This is a genomic window from Shouchella xiaoxiensis, from assembly GCF_016907895.1.
Classification (GTDB): domain Bacteria; phylum Bacillota; class Bacilli; order Bacillales; family Bacillaceae_D; genus Shouchella; species Shouchella xiaoxiensis.
In genome coordinates, this window is sequence record NZ_JAFBCV010000004.1 from 268,775 (window position 1) to 290,608 (window position 21,834).

A 21,834-nucleotide genomic window follows, 5' to 3' on the forward strand; every position below is an offset into this window, starting at 1 on the left:
GGTGTAAGTCAATGAAAGAATCCAAGCATACGATGTCCTTTACGTTTCCAAAAACCGATAACAAACCTAAACCAGCACCCAAGCCCAAACAAGAAGAAAAAATTGAAATTCAAACATGGGATAAGGAACCATTTCATGCAGGTAAAGAGGAAAGAATAAACGATAACAGTGCCGATCAATTTATTCCAAAACCCGATAAAGTAATAGATTTCACAAAAAAATTTGGTCAGAAGAAAAGTGGACGAGAACCGTTTTGGGATGATGGCAATCGTTCCTTATCACCTAAATTACCCCCACATGGACGTAAGAATAAATTTAGAATACAAGCCTTGCCTTGGGCGGTTGTTGCTGCTGTTTTCTCCGCCATTGTTGTTGGACTTGGATTAGGTGTGGTGATGTATCAAATGATTATTCAAGATCATGCAACTCAAGGATTGTCAGCTGAACCTGCAATACCAGCAACAGCTGCGATGCAAGACACGGTTGCCTTTCCAACGATTCATATGGATGTGATACAAGGGGCAGCTTTTTCCGAAAAAGAAAAAGGGGAGCAAGTTGTATTAGAGACACAACAACAGGGATTACCAGCGGTGCTAACGACTGGGGAAGAAACACAGTATATGTTCATGGGGATTGCCAATGATCAGTCAAAGGCTCAAGCGCTTGGACAATTAATTAACGATAGAGGTCAAGAGGTATATGTTAAAACATATACCGTTGATGGTGGGGAAACAAGTATTGAGGGAGAATCCGCTGCGAATTGGTTTTCTAGTGCCCATGCAACGCTCGTTCATTTAAGTGAAATAACATCAGCTCAATTAATAAATGAGGGGACAACGACGTTAAATCAAGAACAGATGGAGACGGTAACCACTAGTCTAGATCAGTTAAAAGAGGCAAGAGACCGCGCGTTTTCACAAATTGGAGATACTGCCATGCCATTTGCACTATCAATGAGTGATGAGCTTCATCTAGCTGGTCAAAAGCTTGTTGAGTACAATCAGAATAAAGATGCAACGTATTTATGGGAATCACAGCAGGCGTTATTGCAAGCTTTAGTTATGTATGAACAAACCGTTTATGCCATAAGAAAGTAGATACTTCGAGAGAGAAGTATCTTTTTTTTCTGATTAACAGATTTAATTCTTTCTAAACACGAAATAATTCGATATACTTTTAAAAAAAAGGAGGAGAAACAATGAAACAACTTCAAGCAGATTCATTATATGAATTCAAAACCGTTACAAGCCCGAACTTTTCTGCAGACGGGGAAATGGTTGTGAGCGTTGTAACGAGTATAGACAAAGAAACAAACGAGTACCACGCGCATTTGCATGTGAATAAAGTAAATTCAAACGAGCCGGCTGTTCAAATAACGTTTGGTGAAACAAAAAACAGTATGCCAAAATGGTCACCAGTTGATGATAAACTAGCCTTTTTATCAAACCGTGCTGGAAAAATGCAGCTCTATGTTAAAGAAGGGTTAGCCGAGGCTAGGAAAGTGACGGATGAAAATAACGGAATTACCTCATTCTTTTGGTCTCCAGATGGAAAGAAACTAGCTTATACGACGTATTATAAGGAAGAAGCCAAAGTAGATAAGGCTTTTCCAAAACCGGTACATATCGAAAAAATGAAATACAAATCAGATGCACGAGGGCTTCATGACGAGAGCATTCTCCGAGTTGTAGCGGTAGACGTGATTACAGGTAAGAAGACTTGGCTAACAGAAGCAGATTTTGACACGCAACTGCTCGGATTCTCAGCAGATTCAACGGCTGTTTTGGTCGCCAGAGATAAAAGTGAGGATCGAGATTTTTCATTCACTGCAGATGTTTGTTTGATTGACTTAGTATCTAAAGAAGAAACAAAGATTACGGACGAGCCAATGGCAGTTAGTGGTGCCGCCGTATCGCCAAACGGAAAGTTAGTTGTTCTCTTAGGACATTATCGTGAATTCGAAAACGCAACCTTGCCTTCATTGTACCTCTTTGATTTAGAGACAAATCAGAAGAGACTTTTAAACGATGGACGCGATATCCTTATTGGTGATTTAGCAATTGGTGATTTTTTACAGAATACCGGTGCAAATCAAGTAATTTTTAATGAAGAGAGTAATGCTATTTACGCACTTGTTTCAAGTGAAGGGGCGGTTAACGTTTGGTCATTTCACTTAGACGGTAAGGTAGAACAGCATTCAGAAACGACAGGTCATATAAATGGTTTTACATTGAATCAAAAAAACCTATACGTTACATACAGTGATAGTGTCAATCCAAGTGAATTGTTTCAATTAGAAAATGGAGAATTAAAGCGAGTAACGGTTTTAAATAAAGGCATTGAAGAGACGTTTCAATTAAATAAACCTGAAAAAATTAAGCTTGAAAGAGCTGATGGTACAAAGGTTGAAGGATGGCTGATGAAGCCTAATACATATAAGGATGGTGCGACCTTTCCTTTAATTTTAGAAGTTCATGGTGGCCCCCACGCCATGTATGCTCACACGTATTTCCATGAATTTCAGATGCTTACAGCGAAAGGGTACGGTGTCTTATATACAAATCCTCGAGGAAGTCACGGTTATGGTCAAGCATTTGTCGATGCAGTCAGAGGAGACTATGGTGGAGGAGATTTTGACGATTTAATGGATGTGCTTGATTATGCGATTGAGACGAACACATGGATCGACCCTGATCGAATCGGGCTAACTGGTGGTAGTTATGGCGGGTTCATGACAAACTGGGCAGTTGGTCATACAAATCGATTTAAAGCTGCTGTTACGCAACGTTCAATTTCAAACTGGATTAGTTTTCATGGCGTGAGTGACATTGGCTATTATTTTACGGATTGGCAAATTAAAGCGGATTTAAACGATCTAGATACGCTTTGGAAGCACTCACCGCTCCGCTATGTTAATGCTGTGGAAACGCCCTTATTAATTCTTCATGGCGAAAATGATTTGCGCTGCCCTATCGAGCAAGCAGAGCAACTGTATATTGAATTGAAAAAACGAAATAAAACAACGGAATTTATTCGCTTTCCAGAAGCGAACCATGAATTATCCAGAAGTGGCAAACCAAATTTACGTATTGAACGATTAAATGCCATCAGCAATTGGTTTGATCGCTATTTATAAAATAATGAAAAAATCGTTTGTCTTTTTGGATAAACGATTTTTTTGTTGTTTTTGGCGTGTATATATTGGTAAACTAATAAGAAGCCTGTACAATAGAAAAAAAGACTGTAGAGGTGTCCACATAAATGAATTCTCTTCTTTTAGCTTCAAGTTCCCCGAGGCGCAGTGATTTTCTTAAGCAATGCCACTTCAATTTTTCTACTTTTTCAAGCGATGTTGATGAAACGATTGAAACCAATCAAACTTTAGAAGAAGCAGTATGCCAGCTAGCTTTGCGCAAGGCAACCTATGCCGCAGATCTTTATGCTGATCATGTGGTATTAGGTGCAGATACAATTGTTTCTTATGACGGTATTCATCTTGGTAAGCCTCAAACGAAAGAAGATGCGAGAGCAATGTTAACAGCGCTTTCTGGAAATACACATTTCGTTTCAACTGGGGTTGCGATTGTACACAAGGAAAAAAAAGTTGTTTTTTCCGAAACAACGCGTGTGACGATGGCGGAGATTACTGAAGAACAATTAGATGCGTATTTGCAAACGGATGAACCTTTCGATAAAGCTGGTGGCTATGGTATTCAGAGTTTAGGTGCGATGTTTGTTTCTCATATTAATGGCGATTTTTATACAGTTGCAGGTCTACCACTTGCAAGAACTGTAAAAGAATTAGCTTCGTTCCATATTTATCCGCAAATAAAACCGAATTGAGAGGACTTGATGCATTGACTTTATTTATTCGAGATGTGCCTCAGAGAGAGCGCCCGCGCGAACGCTTTTTACGCGAGGGGCCAAAAGCGCTTTCGAATCAAGAATTGCTCGCTCTGTTGCTTCGAACTGGAACCAAACAATATTCTGCATTACATGTAGCTTCTGAGCTGTTAGCGGGATATACAACGTTGACGCATTTAAGCGAAGCTTCTTTAGAGGAAGTGCAGCATATTCCTGGTATTGGGGTGGCGAAAGCAATTGAGCTAATGGCAGCAATAGAATTTGGCCGACGCCTTCAGCGCGAGCAGCGTGGAGATAAAACGATTATTACGTCTCCCGAGGATGCTGTAGAAGTGGTTGCCGATGATTTAAAAGGATTGCAGCAAGAACATTTCGTCGCACTTTACTTAAATACAAAAAATCATGTAATAAAACAGAAAACCGTCTTTATTGGCAGCTTAAATGCCAGTATTGTTCATCCTCGAGAAGTCTTTAAAGAAGCGCTTCGTACGTCCTCCGCAGCTGTAATTTGTCTCCATAACCATCCAAGTGGCGATCCATCACCAAGCACTGAAGACATTAGTGTGACAAAGCGTTTAGATGAAGCTGGTAAAATCCTTGGAATTACATTGCTCGATCATATTGTCGTCGGTGAAAACTGCTTTATTAGTTTAAAAGAACGAGGGTTCTTAACCATGTAAAATAGTGAATAACAATGTGAAGAGATTTTTTTGCCTAGGGAACTTTAAGGCTATTTTTTTTGGCAATTATTCGATATAATAGAGGGTATGAGTTTATATTACGACATGAATTGATATGCTTTACTAATGAATGACTAAATTAAAATTGTTTGACATTTGAATAGACACGAACCTACGTGTAACTAAGGGAGGATATTTGCAAAGCTAATAGGATGTGCGTCACAAAGCACTCGCTTTGCAGATTACATAAATATGTTTGGTAGCAGAGATATTGGAATAGATTTAGGAACAGCAAACACGCTTGTTTATACAAAAGGGAAAGGGATTGTTTTGCGGGAGCCTTCTGTTGTTGCCTTAAGAACCGATACCAATTCCATTCAAGCGGTAGGAAACGATGCTAAAAATATGATTGGTCGTACTCCAGGAAATATCGTGGCTGTTCGCCCAATGAAAGATGGCGTTATTGCTGATTTTGATACAACGGCAACGATGCTAAAGTATTTTATTCAACAAGCGATGAAGAACAGCTCTATGTTTAGCAGAAAACCTGCTGTTATGGTTTGTGTGCCCTCTGGCATAACAGCTGTTGAAAAGCGTGCTGTTGAAGACGCAACAAAACAAGCTGGAGCAAAAGAAGCATATACGCTTGAAGAACCGTTTGCGGCAGCAATCGGTGCGAATTTACCGGTTTGGGAACCAACTGGTAGTATGGTTGTTGATATTGGTGGAGGAACGACAGAAGTTGCGATTATTTCGCTAGGTGGAATTGTGACAAGTCAGTCCATTCGAGTTGCTGGTGATGAAATGGATGATGCAATTATCCAGTACGTGAAAAAAACGTACAACCTAATGATTGGTGAGCGTACATCAGAAACGTTAAAACTAGAAATCGGTGATGCCAGTCCTGATCTTGAAGAAAAAGTTGAAATGGATATTCGCGGAAGAGACTTATTAACAGGTCTTCCAAAGACGATTACTGTAACGGCTGAAGAAATATCCAATGCGCTTTCGGACACGGTTGAGACGATCATTGAAGCTGTGAAAGACACACTTGAGCAATCCCCACCTGAGCTTGCTGCTGACATTATGGATCGTGGTATTGTGTTAACTGGTGGAGGAGCGCTTCTTAAAAACCTTGATAAAGTGTTAAGCGAAGAGACGAATATGCCAGTTATTGTTGCAGAAGATCCGCTTGACTGTGTGGCAATTGGAACAGGAAAAGCGCTTGAGAATATTCACTTGTTCCGTACTAAAGCGGGTTCAGCTAGATCGGACTGGAAGTAAGGAGTAAAGGATGAGGTCATTTTTCTCCAATAAAAAGCTCATCGTCCTATTGGTTAGCATTATTATCTTAATGGCACTCATTGGCTTTACAATGAGGGATGAGCGAAACTTGTCAGAGCCTGAGCAAATTATGAGAGATGCGGTTGGTTGGGTTCAGAACCTAGTGTCAGCGCCAGCTCATTTCTTTGGTGGTATTTATGAAAACGTCCAAGAAATCATCCATGTATATGAAGAAAATCAATTGTTACGAACACGTTTAGAAGAATATACTCAGTTATCCGTGCAGAAAGATTTACTCGAAGAAGAGAATGAACGATTAAGAGGGATGCTTGAGATTGATGAGACGCTGAGCGATTATTCTCGTTTATCCGCTGTGATTATTAATCGTTCGCCAGATGCTTGGGAACAGTATGTTGGGATAAACCGTGGACAAACCGATGATGTTACTAATGACATGGCCGTCATTGATTCTCAGGGTGGGTTAATCGGGAAAGTTAGTGATTCTAGTAAATTCACTTCGTACGTTCAGCTATTAAGTGACAATGACCCGACAAATCGAGTGTCCGCACAAGTTATGACAGAAGACGAAGAACAAGATCCGGCAATTGGTTTTATTGAGGGTTACGATGTATCTGATGATTTATTAATCATGCGGAAAGTCGATATTGAACTAGAGATTAATGAGGGTGAAACGGTAACGACTTCTGGACTAGGAGACGTCTATCCTTCTGGACTTTTGATTGGGGAAGTAAGTCATGTGGAAGTCGATGAATATGGACTCTCGCAAAATATCTTTATTGAACCAACAGCTGATTTTTCGGCTTTAGATTATGTCTTTGTTGTTCAACGTCACTTGCCATCAATGGATAGTGATGTTACTGAAGAAGGTGAGAACGAATGAGCAGAGTCTATTTCTCTCTCGTTCTCTCCCTACTCTTAGTTGCTGAAGGTTCTCTTTTGCCATACATTATGCAGAACTATACCGATGCTACACAGTTCATCATTCCCCGATTCTCTTTAATGGTTATTGTATTAATTGGACTTTATTCTGGTAAGCAAGTAGCGCTAATTTATGGACTTGCTTTTGGGCTTATTTACGATGTTGTCTATACGAATTATTTAGGTATCTATTTATTCGGCTTCGCGTTTTTAGGCTATCTTTTTTCAATACCTTTAAAAGTAGTTAAAGAGTCAGTGCTGTGGGCTGTTTTAATTTGTATATCAAGCGTTTTTCTGTTTGAGTATTATCAATATGGATTGTTTTATGTTCTTGGCGTTACCGATATGTCTGGTAGTGTATTTTTTACAAATAGACTGGTACCAACTCTTATATTTAATAGTGCCTTTGCTATTATACTTGTACTACCTTTTCGGAAATTGGCTCAACATGTAAATGAACAAGCAAGCTTTCGTGACCGCTAAAGCAGGATTTTTTTTGCTGGATGTGGAAAGTTAATTTTACAATGGGAGTTAGTAGAGGTGAACACAGATGTCGCAAGGAAAGTCACTCGTAACAATAAAGGGCACAAAAGACGGGTTAACGTTTCTGTTAGATGATCGTTGCTCATTTGAACAACTGGAGCATGAATTAAAAGAAAAATTATCATCGAATTACTATAAAAGTGAAAAAGATGATCCTCACGTTTATGTGAAAGTTAATGTGGGCAACCGCTATATTACTGATTCAGATCGAGAAAAGCTTGAACAACTTATTACGAGCGAAAGCCATTTGCGCATCGATCAATATGAATCGGCAGTCGTTACATTAAAAGAAGCGAAAGCAATGGAAGAACAAGCCCAAACCGTCACGATGGTGCGAATGATTCGTTCTGGTCAGGTTGTTACAATTAAAGGAAATGTCTTGTTAATTGGAGACGTAAATCCAGGTGGGTTACTTGTTGCGACAGGAAACATTTACGTAATGGGCGCATTGAAAGGCAAGGTTCATGCAGGATCTGAGGGGAATGAGCAAGCGATGATCTGTGCAGCGGTAATGACCCCGACACATTTGCAAATTGCTTCAACGTGGCGGAACTTTGCAGATCAAACACTGGAAGAAACGCAGATGCGCGCTGCTTTCCTAAATAAGGTAGAAAACGAAATAGTAATTGAAAAAGTACAAGGTCTGTTAGATGTAGAATTCTTACGTGAAAAAGAAGCCGTTTCGTAGATTCATGGATGATAGAAAGGGGAAATGAGCGTGGGCGAAGCAATCGTTATTACAAGTGGCAAGGGTGGTGTAGGAAAAACAACTACATCAGCAAACATTGGGACTGCGCTTGCACTGGAAGGTAAGAAGGTATGCTTAATCGACGCAGACATTGGCCTGCGGAATCTCGATGTAGTTATGGGATTAGAAAATCGGATCATATACGATCTTGTTGACGTTGTAGAAGGACGCTGCAAATTAAATCAAGCACTTATAAAAGATAAGCGGTTTGATTATCTATATTTGTTGCCAGCAGCGCAAACAAAAGATAAAACAGATATCATGCCGGAGCAAATGAAGAGTTTGGTTGATGAGCTCAAAGAAGAATATGATTTTGTTATTATCGACTGTCCCGCTGGAATTGAACATGGATTTAGAAACGCTGTCGCAGGGGCCGACAAAGCGATTGTCGTTACAACACCCGAAGTTTCGGCGGTTCGTGACGCAGATAGGATTATTGGATTGCTTGAACAAGAAGAAGTTGAACGACCTCGTCTTGTAGTTAATCGAATTCGTACTCATCTTGTAAAAAATGGAGAAATGCTTGATGTAGATGAGATTACTTCAATACTTGCTATTGATTTAATTGGAATGGTCTTAGATGATGACCAAGTAATTAAGCATTCAAATAAAGGTGAACCAATTGCTTTACATAGTACAAGTAAAGCGTCTATTGCCTATCGAAACATAGCGAGACGAATTCTTGGAGAAACCATTCCATTAATGGCAATTGAAGAGCCAACTTCTGTTTTTTCAAAGATAAAAAAGCTATTCGGCGTTCGTTAAGAGACTTGATTTTTCAAGTCTCTTTTTTTATGTTTAGGCAAACTATTAGCGGGAACTAATAACAGTAGAGTCTATTTTGAAGGGATGATTGAGTAAACATGGCTAAGAAAATTGCTGTTTTAATTACCGATTTGTTTGAGGACATTGAATACACAGACCCGAAAGAAAAATTAGAAGCTGCTGGTCATACATTGATTACAATTGAAAAAGAAGCTGGAAATATCGTTAAGGGAAAACAAGGAGATTCAACTGTGACTATTGATAAAGGGATTGATGAGGTTGCTCCCGATGATTTTGATGCCTTGCTTCTTCCAGGTGGTTTCTCACCAGATCAGCTAAGAGGAGATGATCGCTTCGTTGATTTTACCAAAGTATTTGCTGATCAAGGGAAGCCAATTATGGCAATATGCCACGGTCCACAGTTACTAATTAATGCTGATGTTTTAAAAGGTCGAACGGTTACTGGAGTAAAGCCAATCGTGCCTGATTTAATTAATGCGGGAGCAAATTTCAAAGATGAAGAAGTCATAGTTTGCCAAAATAATCTTGTTACGAGTCGAACACCAGATGATTTGCCCGCGTTTAATCGGGAATCGCTCCGTGTTTTAGAAGGCTAATAGATAAAAAAGCGGATCGCCCTCAGTAGAGCGATCCGCTTTTTCTATGTACCTTTTCTTGATAAATAAGTTGGACCTAATACAATTGATTTAGATAATTTATTACATGAGTCATAAATGGATAATGCTGCAATAGAAGCCGACGTCATTGCTTCCGTGTCAACGGGTGTTGCATGTTTCGCTTTTACTTCCACTTGTATAAGTAATTCCCAAACGCTCGCACTGATCTTCCAGTCAAATGTAATAAGGACGCAGGTTAATTCTTTTGGATAGCTGTATGGCAAAATAGATGACGTGTTTTTTGCTGCCATGGTCGCTGCAAAGCGAGCATTTTCAAAAACACTCTGTTCACGTAACGGTCCAGTTTGCAGGCTTTCATAGAGTTCGGTTGTAATCTGTACGCTAGATTTGGCAATGGCGTGCTGCCATACTGCGTTTACACCAGATATATCACTCATGCCTAGCCCTAGATGCTCTTGTTTTCGCCTCATGCTATCCCTCTCTCCTACAAACATATCTCTTTTATCATAAGCGACTCAAATTATGAAAGTCAAGTCTGTATATCATATTGTAAACCCGATTAAAATTATGGTTGACATATTAAGCGAATCTCTTTTATAGTGTAAAAAAAGAGAGGAACAATTGGTATGAAATTAAAAGATTTGAGCCTCATTGCTATGATGACCGCTTTAACAGCTGTTATGGGAGCAATCCCTCCTATCCCCATTCCGATATCGCCGATCCCAATTACACTGCAGTCCATCGCACCGATGTTAGCTGGAACGATTTTAGGTGCTCGGCGAGGTGCATTGTCTATGATGTTATTAATCCTACTAGGAGCGTGTTCATTACCTGTGTTTTCTGGAGGAAGAGGGGGTGTTGGAGTACTGCTTGGTCCTTCAGGTGGGTTTATATTCGGCTGGGTTCTGGTTGCTTTTTTTATTGGGCTGTATGTTTCAAAAAAGAAAAACCTTGTAAGTTGGAAGTTAATGACGATGAACTGTTTAATCGGAATCGTACTTTTGTATGTGTGTGGTGCTACATACATGGCATTAACAACTGCTTTTTCATTCCAAGATGCAATGATGTTAAACGTATTTTTTATCCCTGGAGATCTGATTAAAGCAATAATCGCGGCATTAGTAGGAATACGAGTTGTACGAGCATTAAACGGTTCAATTACATAAAGATAAAAAGGAAAAGCGCCGTGGTTAAATAGAACCGTGGCGCTTTCACATTTTAAAACCTGTGTTGCTCGTACGTTTCTTGTTTTGAGATTCGAGCGATATTTTCAACTTCTTGATCAGATAATGTCCCTTTTTCAACGGCTTGAATGTTTTGTTTGAGCTGATCGATTGAGCTCGCTCCTGTTACAACAGCTGCAACGGGTTGATGAGCTAAACAATATTGAAGAGCAAGCTCCACATTCGTGTGGTCACTGCCGTAATTTTGCATAAAGAGGTCACGAATTTGCTTCAGCTCTTTTGCGGAATAGCTAAGGTAACCCTCTTTATCTGCTTTTGTAGCGCTTATTGGTTTGTCACTTAGAATACCTTTAGCAACGGGACCTCGCGCAACAACGCTGATGTTCTGTTCTTTTAAGAAAGGGAAATATTCTTCTGGGCGGCGATCAAGAATGCTGTACTGCATCATAACCGATACAATATTTGAACGCTCTGCAAATGCCTTAATTACATTTGGCCTAATGGAAGAAATGCCGTATTCCCGAATTAGTCCATCTTGCTTGAGCTCATCAAACGCTTCAATCGTCTCATCGATAGGATCATCAATCGTTCCACCGTGAAGCTGATAGAGATCAATATAGTCCAGTTGCAAACGCTTAAGACTGTCCTTTAATGCTTGTTTTATATGTTTTTTTGAAGGGTCCCATTCCCATCCTTCTTTGCCTTTCGTAAAGCGATTTCCTGCTTTAGAAGCAATGACCAACTGATCTCTTTTTCCTTTTATGGCAGCGCCAATAATTTCCTCGTTTTCGCCATAATCATATAAGTCGGCAGTATCAACATAATTAACGCCGAGTGACAAGGCTGCTTCGATAATCTCAGTCGCTTTTGCTTTGTCTGTTCCTAATGACATGGCTCCTAAGCCTAGTTCACTCACGTATAAGTCGGACTTGCCTAATCTTCGCTTATTCATTGAATCACTCCTCTTCCTACCTATTCCCATTTTAATTTAGGATTAATCTGAATACATGTCAAGGACAAGTCATACGATTAATTAAGCCTAGAACGGTTTTATTAGCGAAAGGGGTTAATACAATGGATGCCCGGAAACGAATCGAAAAACAAATTGCAGCACGACGACAACAACAAAAGTCTGTACCCGTAAAGTATGCTAAAGCTAGTGATACTGAGGACAAATATAGTGATCAGGTCACGAGCAGGAAAAAGCCGAACGGGCTGAACCGATTCTTATTACAAATTGTAATAGCAGGTTGTTTGTTTTTCGCAATTGGGATAGCGTCACAATCATCACAAGCGCAATTGGAACCTGTGCAAGCATTCGTTGAAAGTTCTTTTGAAGATCATTTTCAATTCGCTGCTGTCTCTGCTTTTTTTGAACAAACATTTGGATCCCCATTGCAACTTTTACCAGATCAAAGGGAACAAGTAAATGAAAGTGAAAACATGCTTGATTATGCTGTACCTGCATCAGGCGTGATTCGTGAAAGCTTCTCAGAACATGGTCAGGGAATCTTATTGGAAACAGGTAGTGGTGAGGAAGTGAAAGCTGTAAAGGGTGGGCATGTCATTGAAGTCAATGCCGATGGTGAATCAGAGCTTGGCAAGACAATTGAACTGCAGCATCCAGATGGCTCAACGTCCGTCTATGGCATGCTCGATGATATAGCTGTTCGTCCCTATGACATTTTAACAAGTGGTTCAGTTATTGGAACGGTCTCTCAACCAGACGATGAGCAATCAGCTTTGTTTTATTTTGCAATCAAACAAGAAGGCGAATATATTGATCCAAGCAAAGTGATCGATTTTGATTAAGATCGTAACGAAGATTCGTATTCACCCTCTCTTCTGGCTTATTATCGGGTTAGGTGTCTTAACGGGTCGCTTTAAGGAAGTACTAATGATCTTAACGATTGTCTTTATCCATGAAATGGGTCATGCGTGGATGGCCCATTTCTTCGGTTGGAAAGTCATAAAAATTGAACTTATGCCATTTGGTGGTGCAGCAGAGGTTGAACCTGGAGGAATTCGTCCGCTCAAGGAAGAATTGCTCATCGTCTTATTTGGTCCTCTCCAGCATTTTTGGCTATTGGGGCTATCATTTATGCTTGTGGAAACGTCTTTTTGGTCGATCGCTGATCACCAGCTTTTTATCGGTCATAACCTCGCTATTCTGCTCTTTAACTTGTTGCCAATTTATCCATTAGATGGAGGAAGACTTGTACAGCTGTTCTTATTTCAAATTACATCATTTAAACGAGCAAGTGCATGGTCACTTTATCTGTCATGTACATGTCTGCTGTTAAGTTTGTGCTTTATAAGCTTCTTTCCACTTCACTTAAATTTAGTCATTATATTTCTCTTTTTATGCGTCGCCCAGTTTCTTGAATTTAAACAGCGCAATTACCGGTTTATCCGATTTTTAATGACAAAAAAAGAAGATGTTACTTCAAAGAAAACGGTCACGATCTCGGTTGAAGCCCACCAACAGCTGAACGATGTAGTCGCAAAATTTAAACGACATACTATTCACCGTATCTTCATTCGTGATCAAGAGAATGTCGTTGAAGTAGATGAAAAAAAACTTTTATCAGTCTATTTTACTAAAGGTATTTATGTTCCTGTGAAGACGTTGATTTAGCGAGGTCTTAATTGTGTCTCACCTTTACTTCAAGTACAATATGAACAGAAGTGAAGGTGAAGTGTAATGAAACAAACAATTCGAATGACAAAAAGCCCACTTAAACGCGAAGCAGTCGTCATGGAGAATGGTGATGCCGTTGAATGGTTTATTGAAAGTGACCATATCCCTAAGCTAGTTGGAAGTGTATTTAAAGGGAAAGTGGATAAAGTGTTACCTGGAATGCAAGCTGCATTTATTAATATTGGTATGGATAAAAATGGATTTATTCATCGAGATGAATTGCTTTCTTATCATTTAGATCGTGATGAAACAAAAGAAAAGAAAAGCATTACATCTTACCTTTCAAAAGGAATGGAGTTAACCGTTCAAGTAACGAAAGAAGGCGTTGGCGACAAAGGACCTCGACTTTCTGGGGTTGTTTCGATTCCAGGAAGTCATTTGGTTTATATGCCTGAAGGAAATTATGTTGCTATTTCAAGGAGAATCGCAAGTGACGAAAAAAGAACGGAGCTAGCAAAAGCAATTGAGCCTTTTTTACAAGGTCAAGAAGGTGTCATTGTACGTACGCAAGCAGCTGAACAAGATACTGCGGCTATTAGCGAGGAATTAGCATTTTTACGTTCCCTTTGGTTCCATACCAAGCAAGAAGAGCAATCGAAACCCCCATTTTTACTCTACCAAGCTTCCTCACTAATGGAGACATTGATTAAAAGCTATTTAATGGAGCCGCTTCAAGAATGGGTCGTTGATGATTACAATGATTTTCAATTGCTTAGACGGTTAGTGGGGGGGAAGTGGATTGATCGCATTCGTCTCTATCCTCATCAGGGCTCTTCATTTGAAGAGATTAATAATCAGTTGGAGAAAGCACAGAAAAGACGCTATTGGCTAAAAAACGGCTCGTTTCTTGTCTTTGATGAGGCCGAAGCGATGACGGTGATCGATGTGAATTCAGGTAAATATACGGGGAAACATAATCAAGCTGAAACCGCATTTACCGTTAATAAACAAGCTGTAGTCGACATTTGTAAACAGATTCGCTTGCGCAATTATAGCGGAATTATCATTATTGATTTTATTGATATGGCGGATGATACTGCTAGGAACCGAATTCTGTCCCTTATGGAAAAGGAATTAACGAAAGATCGAATTAAGACGAGCATTAAAGGATTTACACAGTTAGGTCTGCTTGAGATGACTAGAAAAAAAACAAGACACTCTATAAAGCAAAGTCTGTCAACGGAATGCAGCGTCTGTAAAGGCAGTGGAGGAGCCCTGTCAATACATGCCCATGCGTTTGAATTAGAGCGATTGCTTCTAACCTATAGAGATCAGTCAGTGGTTGTGAAGGTAACGCCTGAGCTCAATCATTTGATGTTTGACGCAGATAATGTACAAAAAGAACGACTAGAAGCATGGACAGGAACAACGCTTTATCTTCAACTGGATTTGAAGCAGAGACTATGCAGTCATCAACCCTATCAAATCGTTTATGCCGGGTCTAATGAAGAGGCAATCATTTATACTAAACGTGCGTCAGAACAAGATTGACAGCTCTCTCTTGCTTATGCTAAGATGTGGAGTGTTAGTGAATTGGTCGCACCCAATGAACTTACAACCGCGCAGATTAGGTTTTAAAGGATAATCCCTGCCTATAATGGCGAGTCTGATGTTATGAGGAGGTGCAGAGATGTACGCAATTATTGAAACTGGTGGAAAACAAATCAAAGTAGTAGAAGGTCAAGAAATCTACGTTGAAAAATTAGACGCAGAGGCTGGAGCTGAAGTTAGCTTTGACAAAGTTTTATTCGTAGGTGGAGATTCAGCGAAAGTTGGAGTTCCATTTGTAGAAGGTGCCTCTGTTACAGGAACTGTTGAAAAACATGGCCGTAATAAGAAAATTATCGTCTACAAAATGAAAGCGAAGAAAAACTACCGTCGTAAGCAAGGTCATCGCCAACCTTACACTAAAGTTGTAATCGGAAAAATCAACGGTTAATCCGATGATACATGTTCGTATACAGCAAAATCAGCATGAAGATATCGTTGCATTTGTAATGAGTGGACATGCGGAAGCTGGTCCTCACGGTCAAGACATTGTATGTGCTGGGGCATCTGCTGTTTCGATTGGAGCAGTAAATGCGATTCATGCACTTTGTGATGTCGACATTGTCGTGGATTCAGCTGGAGAGGGCGGTTACCTTAAGTGTGCTGTCCCGAGCGGGTTAACTACTCGTATTTTTGAAGATGTTCAGTTGTTGTTGCAAGGGCTAAAATTATCCTTAGAAGCAATGATGGAGACATATCCTTCATTTATCACTGTAGAAATAGACAGGAGGTGACTTTCATGTTGAGAATGGACCTTCAATTTTTCGCATCGAAAAAAGGGGTAGGTAGCACAAAGAACGGACGTGACTCACGTTCAAAACGTCTTGGTGCTAAACGTTCTGACGGTCAAACTGTAACTGGTGGATCAATCCTTGTGCGTCAACGCGGCACTCGTGTATATCCTGGGAACAACGTTGGAAAAGGTGGCGATGATACATTATTCGCCAAAGTTGACGGAGTTGTAAAGTATGAGCGTGTCGGACGCGATCGCAAACAAGTGAGCGTGTATCCAGCATAAAAAAAGAACCTTTGCCTAAGCAAAGGTTCTTTTTTTTGTCGAAAAAAGCTGTCTGAAAAATGATCATAAAGCACTAGGTTGACTAGCAGCTTTTGGAATTGTGGTACTACTTAACACTATTTTTGTCGAAATAGACTTTTAAAAGATTGGAAGATGAAGTAAACTAGACGTATACATGAATAGGGAAAATAAGGAATTATTAGGGTGGAGGAGATGTGAAAATGAAATCAACAGGTATTGTAAGAAAGTTAGATCAGTTGGGTAGAATTGTTATACCAAAAGAATTACGCAGCATGTTAAATATTGAAATCAAAACCCCCCTTGCTATTTTAATTGACGGAGACCAAATTGTTTTGGAAAAGTATCAGCCTTATAGTGCATGTATTATTACTGGAGAAAGCTCTGATGAGAATTTATCAATTGCAAATGGGAGCATTGTCTTAAGTAAAGAGGGCGCAGAAAAGTTAATCCAAGAATTAGAATTGAAAGTAGAGCGACAACACCGCTAGCCAAAACCAGGCTTCGGTGTTTTTTAGATTAAATGAAACGGAGAAATGGGGATGGCAATAATGGTAACAGCAATTATTAATGGGTATGTATGGTCTGGTACAGAGAATCAGGGAAATCATTTAACGTTACTAATAGAGGGAAGTCGAATTAAAGCGATTGGTCATCAGCTAAGGATCCCAGAGAAGGCAGTTATTATTGATGCTGCGGGAGGTTGGGTTACGCCAGGGATTATCGATGTACATACACATTTAGGTGTTCATACGCAAGATATTGGACGAGCAGGTCATGATTTTAATGAAACATCTGCGGTTTCTACCCCAGAAGTACGAGCCATTGATGCGATCAATCCAAGAGACAGTGGCTTTAGCGATGCTAGAAAAGCTGGAATTACAATGGTTCAAGTACTTCCGGGCAGTGCGAATGTGATTGGTGGAGAAACCTGTGTCATTAAAACAGCGGGTACAAATGTTGAAGAGATGATTGTGCAAGCACCGTCCGCGATGAAGGTCGCTCTCGGTGAAAATCCTAAAACGGTCTATGGATCAAAAGGGAAAGCACCGTTGACACGAATGGGTGTAGCTGCGGTATTGAGACAGGAACTAATGCGGGCACAGGATTATGCGAACAAGAAAGAAACTGGGAAAATAGAAACGCGTGATCTCGGCATGGAACAGTTGATGCCTGTCATAAAAGGAGAGCTGCCATTACGTGTTCATGCTCACAGAGCGGATGATATTCAAACGATTCTTCGAATTGCTAAAGAATTTTCACTCAAGCTGACAATTGAGCATGTGACGGAAGGACATTTAATTGCCAATGAGCTTGAAACATGTGGATTTAGATTCACGATTGGCCCAACGATGTCGTCCCGCTCGAAACAAGAACTTGCGGAAAAAAGCTGGAAGACAGTTGCTGTATTTGCTGAAAAAGGCATTCCTTTTTCCATAACAACAGATCATCCAGTGATCCCAATCGAACATTTAACAACAACTGCTTCATATGCATTAAAGTACGGAGTCGACCGTGAGACGATGTTGAAGGCGATAACGATCTGGGCTGCTGAACATTTACAGCTTAATACAGAAGTTGGAACGCTTGAGGCAGGAAAGGATGCTGATGTCGTCATCTGGAGTGGACACCCGCTCGAAACGGGCACGGTTGTAATGAATACGTTTATAAATGGAATGGCCGTCTATACTAATGAGGAAGTGATGACAAAGGACGTGTAAATTAGTGGCTTTCGAGAAAAAAGAGCAAGAGCGAATGGCTCAACTGTACCATTCAATTTGGTTTGCGCACTCAGAACAAGAACGAAAAAGATGGATTACCAAACGGGCTTTGCTTGAAGCGCAGATCAGACAAAATTTTAACCACAATGAGTAATTGCAAGTGCGAAAGAAGCTAATAGACTATGAAAAAGCACATCAGCCGTATTTCTGCTGATGTGCTTTTTTTCGTTTAAGATAGTCTTTGTTTTCTCTTGCTTGGATCCATTTTTGTTCAAAGATAGCGGCGGCTTCTGCTTTCTCTTCATCAATATCGCGTTCGTTTACATTGCCGTCTTGGTCGTATTTCTTACCGCCTGGATAATTGGCATAGCGTCGTGCGCGTGTATAGCCCATCTGTAAAAATTTTCGAGCCATATCCATTCCGACGAAATCATCTTGCTTAAGGTAGTTCTCAAACATCGCATAGATTTTTTCGGAAGATGTCGTTGCAATTTCAGGTGTTTTAAACCGCCAATGTTGAACGATTTCGCTTTTATAAGGTTCAACCATTAAAACGCCTTGTTCACCTCTGCCAACACGGTATTTCTCGGGGTGTTTTCTGAAGTCAGTTGATTTATCGATCTCATCATAAAAACCCATTACAAGAACCTCCTTGTATTAAACAAGAATACCCTTCGTTCTTATTAACTAATCACCAATGATCGAGGAAACTGGATAGAGCGTATTGTTATCAACATGTTGTCTATTCTGAATGAGCTCTGATAACAGGTAGCCAATATAGGGTCCAGTCGTAAGCCCACTTGAGCCTAAGCCATTCGCAAGCCAGACGTTCCTAAACTCAGGCAGAGCACCAAAAACAGGCAAATAATGGGGAACAACTGGGCGGAAACCTACACGTGTTTCAATCCATTCAGCTTCACTCAAGCCTGGTGCATAATCAAGCAAACCACTAAAGATTTCATTCATTCCGCCAGCGGTAACGGCTGGATTAAACTGAGTGTTGTCTTCATGGGTTGAACCCGCAACGATCTTGCCGTTTTCAAAAGCAAGCAGGTACTGGGGACCAGGAGGCATAATCACGGGCCAATTGGCTGTGTCATGATTTGTTTGTAAATGTACAATTTGTGCTTTTTGTTCAGCCACTTGAATCGTCAGATGAATCGAATCTCCAAGTGCTTTAGCCCAAGCTCCATTTGTCACTACAAGTTCATCAGAGGGGATGACTTCCTCATTATAAATCACTTGAAGTTGATCAGAAGCAGTCCGTCTCAGATCTGCCCTGCCTTTTAGAAAGACGGCACCGTGCTGTTCAGCAGCCTGCTGCAATGAACGATTTAACGCCATTCCATCAACTCTTGCACCGCCTTCGATGAATACCCCAGAAAATCGTTCCGCTAGTGCGGGGATATGGCTCTGAACCTCTTTAGGCGAGAGCAGGGAAACTCTCCCCATTTCCGGAGCATCAAGTCGCTTTTGTTGCGCTCGTCCGTATGTATCCATTAAATTATCTTCACGATCATGGAGCCAGAGTGCACCTGTTTTTTTATAGCCACTGTTTGTTTGATTCAGCATTTGCAAGTTTTTCATTAATTGTGGGTAGTAAGCAGCTCCTGCTTTAACAAGTTGATACCATGCTTGATTACGTCTTTTTGACACCCAAGGGCATATAATACCTGCAGCAGCATGAGTCGCTTTTCCACGATGATTTTCATCTATGACGGTGACGGCATGTCCTTGCTGAGACAAATGAAATGCGGTTGAGCTGCCAAGAATACCGCCACCAATAATAACAATCTGCTTCATAACACGATCCTCTCTAATGCGCTTCGCATCCAATCGTAGCGAAATGAACCATGCGTGTCAACTAACGAAAAACCATATGGTAAAATGCAGTCACATGATACGAAGGAGGATATGATTTATGAGCATCATGATAGGCGTTTCATCATCAATTGTGGAAGAAGGCAGATTAAGTACGGCGCTTGATAATGTGTTTGCGCTAGATCATGCACATATACTGCCTGTTGTCTTACCGAATCTTGCTCCTAAGAAAGCGGAGCACTATGTCGCTGCACTTGATGGAATTTTGCTTACAGGTGGAGGCGATATAAATCCGGGCCTCTTTAATGAGGATCCCCATCCGGCATTAGGAAGTATTACGCCAGAGCGAGACGAATTTGAGCTTGCCATTGCTCAAGCTGCATTAAAAAGAGAGATGCCGATATTAGCAATCTGTCGTGGCGTGCAGATACTAGCCATTGCAGCAGGTGGCGATATGTATCAGGACTTGCCAAGTCAATTCAACCAGCCACTTATTCAACACCGTCAAGTCGCACCTCGCGGATATGGCAGTCATCGTCTTTCTCTTGCAAAGCATTCACGTCTTGCTTCAATCGCAAATGGTAATGAACTGCTGGTGAACAGCTTTCATCATCAAGCTGTTCGACAAGTTCCTTCTTCGTTTAAAGCAACAGCATGGACAACTGATGGAGTCATTGAAGCCATTGAACGAACAGACGATGTCTTTCAAGTCGGTGTTCAGTGGCATCCTGAGCATATGAAAGATGTCGCTTCTGCAAACTTGTTCGCTGCTTTTATTCAAGCATGTAAATGGTACAAAGGGACATCACCTGCATCGTGATGTTCTTTCTTTTATACTAGAGGGAGAGGAGGAGATAGACATGTACTTTCGTGATTATAAAACGTTTGATGGAATCGGACTTGCTGAGCTTGTTTTAAAGAGGGAGGTTAGCCACGGAGATTTACTGGAAGCTTGTTTTGAAGGAATGAAGCAAGAAGCTAGCTTAAATGCCGTTATATCGACCCGTGAAAAAGAAACCCATCAAGAAACAATGGTAGAAAAAGGCCCCTTTTTGGGTGTCCCCTTTTTATTGAAAAATTCTTCCCAATCCATTAAAGGCGATGTGCTTACGTCTGGAAGTAAATTGTTTAACGAAGCGAAAGCAGGAGTGACCAGTCATTATACAAGCAGACTTCAGCAAGCTGGTTTTAAGATGGCGGGATATACAAATGCGCCTGAATTTGGCTTGAAAAACATCACTGAACCTAAGCTTCATGGGCCGACAAGAAACCCCCATAATCAAGCGCATTCTCCTGGTGGATCAAGCGGCGGAGCGGCCGCAGCTGTTGCAAGTGGAATCGTACCGATTGCAGGTGCAAGCGACGGCGGAGGGTCGATTCGCATACCAGCATCCTTCACTGGTCTAGTTGGATTAAAGCCAACAAGGGGACGAACCCCAGTAGGTCCTGGTGCGGGGAGACAGTGGCAAGGAGCAGCAATTGATTTTGTGCTAACGCGCTCGGTGCGTGATTGCGCTCGTTCACTTGATGTCCTGCAAGTTTATCAACCCGAGGCGGCTTTTCATACACCGCTGTATGAGCATGGTTATGAACAATCGTTACATAAAAAGTCAAAGAAATGGCGGATTGCCTATTCACTTGAATCTCCAGTGGGTACACCTGTCAGTGGAATAGCAAAAAAAGCAGTTATGAAGACCGTTTCTCTGCTTGAACAGCTCGGTCATCAAGTAGAAGAAGCAACGCCTACGATCGATGGCATTGAATTAATGAAACAGTATTATTTAATGAATGCTGGGGAAATGGCAAGCCTGCGGGATAGACTAGAGCGAGGGTTTAATCGGCAGCTACACGCCGATGATTTTGAAACAGAATCTTGGGTACTGGCGGAATGTGGGAAAGAAGTCCGGGCAAGTGCTTATGCACAGAGCTTAACCGCTTGGGATCAAGCCGCTGCAAAAGCAATAGAGTTCCACAACATTTATGATTTATATTTGACTCCAGCAACGGCACAGACAGCACCTCTTGTTGGCGAACTGACGCCGAGTTCAGAGCAGGAACAGGCATTAAAAGAAGCGGTCTTAAAAGGGACCGTGATAGATAAGCTTGATCTTGTTTATGAGATGTTTTTGCCGAGCTTAACCTACACCCCCTTTACCCAGCTTGCTAATCTAACAGGGCAACCAGCGATTTCACTGCCTGTCATGGTAAGCGAGGCTGGCTTGCCAATCGGCGTACAGGCAATGGCAACAAAAGGGTGCGAGCATCTGCTACTACAATTAGCCCGTTTGCTTGAGGAAAGTGAGCTCTGGTGTGGAGCGCGCTAGTTGCAATCGCTCTTCTGAATTGACTATACTGAAGAAGG

General features: G+C 41.0%; 26 protein-coding genes and 1 other annotated feature. Of the genes, 22 read left to right on the forward strand and 4 right to left on the reverse strand.

The window, feature by feature from the left end; all coding sequences use genetic code 11:
• Nucleotides 1-11 precede the first annotated feature (11 nt).
• The 10 genes from JOC54_RS08880 to JOC54_RS08925 all read left to right on the forward strand — a co-directional run bounded on the left by JOC54_RS08880 (nucleotide 12) and on the right by JOC54_RS08925 (nucleotide 9,440).
• Complete coding sequence (locus JOC54_RS08880) at nucleotides 12-1,097, forward strand: hypothetical protein (protein ID WP_204465778.1); 1,086 nt, start codon at nucleotides 12-14, stop codon at nucleotides 1,095-1,097.
• Nucleotides 1,098-1,198: 101 nt separating this feature from the next.
• Nucleotides 1,199-3,136 carry a S9 family peptidase gene (locus JOC54_RS08885; RefSeq protein WP_204465780.1) on the forward strand — a complete coding sequence of 646 codons (1,938 nt, stop codon included), beginning with the start codon at nucleotides 1,199-1,201 and terminating at the stop codon, nucleotides 3,134-3,136.
• A 125-nt stretch (nucleotides 3,137-3,261) separates the two neighbouring features.
• A complete protein-coding gene (locus JOC54_RS08890; RefSeq protein WP_204465782.1) occupies nucleotides 3,262-3,843 on the forward strand; it encodes a Maf family protein in 582 nt (193 codons plus the stop codon).
• Between the two features lie 14 nt (nucleotides 3,844-3,857).
• The gene (gene radC / locus JOC54_RS08895) at nucleotides 3,858-4,544 is read left to right on the forward strand and encodes a RadC family protein (protein ID WP_204465785.1); all 687 of its coding nucleotides are present in this window, start codon (nucleotides 3,858-3,860) and stop codon (nucleotides 4,542-4,544) included.
• 252 nt (nucleotides 4,545-4,796) lie between these two features.
• Complete coding sequence (locus tag JOC54_RS08900; protein ID WP_035419705.1) at nucleotides 4,797-5,828, forward strand: rod shape-determining protein; 1,032 nt, start codon at nucleotides 4,797-4,799, stop codon at nucleotides 5,826-5,828.
• Between the two features lie 10 nt (nucleotides 5,829-5,838).
• On the forward strand, nucleotides 5,839-6,729 hold the full coding sequence (gene mreC, locus JOC54_RS08905; RefSeq protein WP_204465787.1) for a rod shape-determining protein MreC: 891 nt from the start codon (nucleotides 5,839-5,841) through the stop codon (nucleotides 6,727-6,729).
• The gene (gene mreD / locus JOC54_RS08910) at nucleotides 6,726-7,250 is read left to right on the forward strand and encodes a rod shape-determining protein MreD (RefSeq protein WP_035419700.1); all 525 of its coding nucleotides are present in this window, start codon (nucleotides 6,726-6,728) and stop codon (nucleotides 7,248-7,250) included. The genes mreC and mreD overlap by 4 nt, the downstream gene beginning before the upstream one ends.
• Nucleotides 7,251-7,317: 67 nt before the next feature.
• Nucleotides 7,318-7,998: a septum site-determining protein MinC gene (gene minC, locus JOC54_RS08915; RefSeq protein ID WP_035419698.1), complete on the forward strand. Its 681-nt coding sequence runs from the start codon at nucleotides 7,318-7,320 to the stop codon at nucleotides 7,996-7,998.
• Between the two features lie 30 nt (nucleotides 7,999-8,028).
• Nucleotides 8,029-8,823 (forward strand): septum site-determining protein MinD, encoded by a 795-nt coding sequence (gene minD / locus JOC54_RS08920; protein ID WP_035419696.1) that lies wholly within the window; start codon nucleotides 8,029-8,031, stop codon nucleotides 8,821-8,823.
• A gap of 98 nt (nucleotides 8,824-8,921) precedes the next feature.
• On the forward strand, nucleotides 8,922-9,440 hold the full coding sequence (locus JOC54_RS08925) for a type 1 glutamine amidotransferase domain-containing protein (protein ID WP_035441969.1): 519 nt from the start codon (nucleotides 8,922-8,924) through the stop codon (nucleotides 9,438-9,440).
• Between the two features lie 44 nt (nucleotides 9,441-9,484).
• On the opposite strand, the gene JOC54_RS08930 is transcribed toward JOC54_RS08925, so the two are convergent.
• Complete coding sequence (locus JOC54_RS08930; RefSeq protein ID WP_204465789.1) at nucleotides 9,485-9,931, reverse strand: cyclic pyranopterin monophosphate synthase MoaC; 447 nt, start codon at nucleotides 9,929-9,931, stop codon at nucleotides 9,485-9,487.
• A 156-nt stretch (nucleotides 9,932-10,087) separates the two neighbouring features.
• Between JOC54_RS08930 and JOC54_RS08935 the strand changes: the two genes are divergently transcribed.
• Nucleotides 10,088-10,627 (forward strand): biotin transporter BioY, encoded by a 540-nt coding sequence (locus JOC54_RS08935; RefSeq protein WP_204465791.1) that lies wholly within the window; start codon nucleotides 10,088-10,090, stop codon nucleotides 10,625-10,627.
• Nucleotides 10,628-10,679: 52 nt separating this feature from the next.
• Here the strand turns inward: JOC54_RS08935 and JOC54_RS08940 are convergent, their stop codons facing one another.
• Nucleotides 10,680-11,597, reverse strand: a complete 918-nt coding sequence (locus JOC54_RS08940) for an aldo/keto reductase (RefSeq protein WP_204465794.1) — start codon at nucleotides 11,595-11,597, stop codon at nucleotides 10,680-10,682.
• 122 nt (nucleotides 11,598-11,719) lie between these two features.
• On the opposite strand from JOC54_RS08940, the gene JOC54_RS08945 reads away from it, so the two are divergent.
• From JOC54_RS08945 to JOC54_RS08985, 9 genes are all read left to right on the forward strand, one after another.
• Nucleotides 11,720-12,457 carry a M23 family metallopeptidase gene (locus JOC54_RS08945; RefSeq protein WP_054793181.1) on the forward strand — a complete coding sequence of 246 codons (738 nt, stop codon included), beginning with the start codon at nucleotides 11,720-11,722 and terminating at the stop codon, nucleotides 12,455-12,457.
• A complete protein-coding gene (locus tag JOC54_RS08950; protein WP_204465796.1) occupies nucleotides 12,450-13,283 on the forward strand; it encodes a M50 family metallopeptidase in 834 nt (277 codons plus the stop codon). The genes JOC54_RS08945 and JOC54_RS08950 overlap by 8 nt, the downstream gene beginning before the upstream one ends.
• A 66-nt stretch (nucleotides 13,284-13,349) precedes the next feature.
• Nucleotides 13,350-14,837, forward strand: coding sequence for an Rne/Rng family ribonuclease (locus JOC54_RS08955; RefSeq protein WP_204465798.1), 1,488 nt, complete (start codon nucleotides 13,350-13,352; stop codon nucleotides 14,835-14,837).
• A gap of 55 nt (nucleotides 14,838-14,892) precedes the next feature.
• Nucleotides 14,893-14,964, forward strand: a sequence feature (ribosomal protein L21 leader region).
• A gap of 12 nt (nucleotides 14,965-14,976) precedes the next feature.
• Entirely contained in the window at nucleotides 14,977-15,285 is a 309-nt protein-coding gene (gene rplU / locus JOC54_RS08960; protein WP_035419689.1) for a 50S ribosomal protein L21, read from the forward strand.
• A 4-nt stretch (nucleotides 15,286-15,289) separates the two neighbouring features.
• On the forward strand, nucleotides 15,290-15,628 hold the full coding sequence (locus tag JOC54_RS08965) for a ribosomal-processing cysteine protease Prp (RefSeq protein WP_035419687.1): 339 nt from the start codon (nucleotides 15,290-15,292) through the stop codon (nucleotides 15,626-15,628).
• Nucleotides 15,629-15,633: 5 nt separating this feature from the next.
• On the forward strand, nucleotides 15,634-15,912 hold the full coding sequence (gene rpmA, locus JOC54_RS08970) for a 50S ribosomal protein L27 (protein ID WP_204465800.1): 279 nt from the start codon (nucleotides 15,634-15,636) through the stop codon (nucleotides 15,910-15,912).
• A 221-nt stretch (nucleotides 15,913-16,133) separates the two neighbouring features.
• A complete protein-coding gene (locus tag JOC54_RS08975) occupies nucleotides 16,134-16,421 on the forward strand; it encodes an AbrB/MazE/SpoVT family DNA-binding domain-containing protein (protein WP_035419685.1) in 288 nt (95 codons plus the stop codon).
• Nucleotides 16,422-16,472: 51 nt separating this feature from the next.
• Nucleotides 16,473-17,651 (forward strand): amidohydrolase, encoded by a 1,179-nt coding sequence (locus JOC54_RS08980; protein ID WP_239586638.1) that lies wholly within the window; start codon nucleotides 16,473-16,475, stop codon nucleotides 17,649-17,651.
• Nucleotides 17,652-17,655: 4 nt separating this feature from the next.
• Complete coding sequence (locus JOC54_RS08985; RefSeq protein WP_158332419.1) at nucleotides 17,656-17,805, forward strand: hypothetical protein; 150 nt, start codon at nucleotides 17,656-17,658, stop codon at nucleotides 17,803-17,805.
• A 41-nt stretch (nucleotides 17,806-17,846) separates the two neighbouring features.
• Here the strand turns inward: JOC54_RS08985 and JOC54_RS08990 are convergent, their stop codons facing one another.
• Together JOC54_RS08990 and JOC54_RS08995 are read right to left on the reverse strand one after the other, a co-directional pair.
• Nucleotides 17,847-18,290: a DUF4385 domain-containing protein gene (locus tag JOC54_RS08990; RefSeq protein ID WP_035419681.1), complete on the reverse strand. Its 444-nt coding sequence runs from the start codon at nucleotides 18,288-18,290 to the stop codon at nucleotides 17,847-17,849.
• 48 nt (nucleotides 18,291-18,338) lie between these two features.
• Nucleotides 18,339-19,454 carry an NAD(P)/FAD-dependent oxidoreductase gene (locus tag JOC54_RS08995; protein ID WP_204465803.1) on the reverse strand — a complete coding sequence of 372 codons (1,116 nt, stop codon included), beginning with the start codon at nucleotides 19,452-19,454 and terminating at the stop codon, nucleotides 18,339-18,341.
• Between the two features lie 118 nt (nucleotides 19,455-19,572).
• On the opposite strand from JOC54_RS08995, the gene JOC54_RS09000 reads away from it, so the two are divergent.
• Together JOC54_RS09000 and JOC54_RS09005 are read left to right on the forward strand one after the other, a co-directional pair.
• Nucleotides 19,573-20,292 (forward strand): gamma-glutamyl-gamma-aminobutyrate hydrolase family protein, encoded by a 720-nt coding sequence (locus JOC54_RS09000; RefSeq protein ID WP_204465805.1) that lies wholly within the window; start codon nucleotides 19,573-19,575, stop codon nucleotides 20,290-20,292.
• A gap of 40 nt (nucleotides 20,293-20,332) precedes the next feature.
• Nucleotides 20,333-21,796: an amidase family protein gene (locus tag JOC54_RS09005; RefSeq protein WP_204465808.1), complete on the forward strand. Its 1,464-nt coding sequence runs from the start codon at nucleotides 20,333-20,335 to the stop codon at nucleotides 21,794-21,796.
• Nucleotides 21,797-21,834: the final 38 nt, after the last annotated feature.

What these genes read in the sequence shown, in the direction of transcription:
- mreD (WP_035419700.1), top strand. Translation starts at nt 6,726, where the DNA reads ATGAGCAGAGTCTATTTCTCTCTCGTTCTCTCCCTACTCTTAGTTGCT.
- JOC54_RS08990 (WP_035419681.1), bottom strand. Translation starts at nt 18,290, where the DNA reads ATGGGTTTTTATGATGAGATCGATAAATCAACTGACTTCAGAAAACAC.
- JOC54_RS08940 (WP_204465794.1), bottom strand. Translation starts at nt 11,597, where the DNA reads ATGAATAAGCGAAGATTAGGCAAGTCCGACTTATACGTGAGTGAACTA.
- JOC54_RS08885 (WP_204465780.1), top strand. Translation starts at nt 1,199, where the DNA reads ATGAAACAACTTCAAGCAGATTCATTATATGAATTCAAAACCGTTACA.
- JOC54_RS09000 (WP_204465805.1), top strand. Translation starts at nt 19,573, where the DNA reads ATGAGCATCATGATAGGCGTTTCATCATCAATTGTGGAAGAAGGCAGA.
- JOC54_RS08965 (WP_035419687.1), top strand. Translation starts at nt 15,290, where the DNA reads ATGATACATGTTCGTATACAGCAAAATCAGCATGAAGATATCGTTGCA.
- rplU (WP_035419689.1), top strand. Translation starts at nt 14,977, where the DNA reads ATGTACGCAATTATTGAAACTGGTGGAAAACAAATCAAAGTAGTAGAA.
- minC (WP_035419698.1), top strand. Translation starts at nt 7,318, where the DNA reads ATGTCGCAAGGAAAGTCACTCGTAACAATAAAGGGCACAAAAGACGGG.
- mreC (WP_204465787.1), top strand. Translation starts at nt 5,839, where the DNA reads ATGAGGTCATTTTTCTCCAATAAAAAGCTCATCGTCCTATTGGTTAGC.
- rpmA (WP_204465800.1), top strand. Translation starts at nt 15,634, where the DNA reads ATGTTGAGAATGGACCTTCAATTTTTCGCATCGAAAAAAGGGGTAGGT.
- JOC54_RS08930 (WP_204465789.1), bottom strand. Translation starts at nt 9,931, where the DNA reads ATGAGGCGAAAACAAGAGCATCTAGGGCTAGGCATGAGTGATATATCT.
- JOC54_RS08890 (WP_204465782.1), top strand. Translation starts at nt 3,262, where the DNA reads ATGAATTCTCTTCTTTTAGCTTCAAGTTCCCCGAGGCGCAGTGATTTT.
- JOC54_RS08900 (WP_035419705.1), top strand. Translation starts at nt 4,797, where the DNA reads ATGTTTGGTAGCAGAGATATTGGAATAGATTTAGGAACAGCAAACACG.
- JOC54_RS08975 (WP_035419685.1), top strand. Translation starts at nt 16,134, where the DNA reads ATGAAATCAACAGGTATTGTAAGAAAGTTAGATCAGTTGGGTAGAATT.
- JOC54_RS08955 (WP_204465798.1), top strand. Translation starts at nt 13,350, where the DNA reads ATGAAACAAACAATTCGAATGACAAAAAGCCCACTTAAACGCGAAGCA.
- JOC54_RS08935 (WP_204465791.1), top strand. Translation starts at nt 10,088, where the DNA reads ATGAAATTAAAAGATTTGAGCCTCATTGCTATGATGACCGCTTTAACA.
- JOC54_RS08945 (WP_054793181.1), top strand. Translation starts at nt 11,720, where the DNA reads ATGGATGCCCGGAAACGAATCGAAAAACAAATTGCAGCACGACGACAA.
- JOC54_RS09005 (WP_204465808.1), top strand. Translation starts at nt 20,333, where the DNA reads ATGTACTTTCGTGATTATAAAACGTTTGATGGAATCGGACTTGCTGAG.
- JOC54_RS08880 (WP_204465778.1), top strand. Translation starts at nt 12, where the DNA reads ATGAAAGAATCCAAGCATACGATGTCCTTTACGTTTCCAAAAACCGAT.
- JOC54_RS08980 (WP_239586638.1), top strand. Translation starts at nt 16,473, where the DNA reads ATGGCAATAATGGTAACAGCAATTATTAATGGGTATGTATGGTCTGGT.
- JOC54_RS08925 (WP_035441969.1), top strand. Translation starts at nt 8,922, where the DNA reads ATGGCTAAGAAAATTGCTGTTTTAATTACCGATTTGTTTGAGGACATT.
- JOC54_RS08995 (WP_204465803.1), bottom strand. Translation starts at nt 19,454, where the DNA reads ATGAAGCAGATTGTTATTATTGGTGGCGGTATTCTTGGCAGCTCAACC.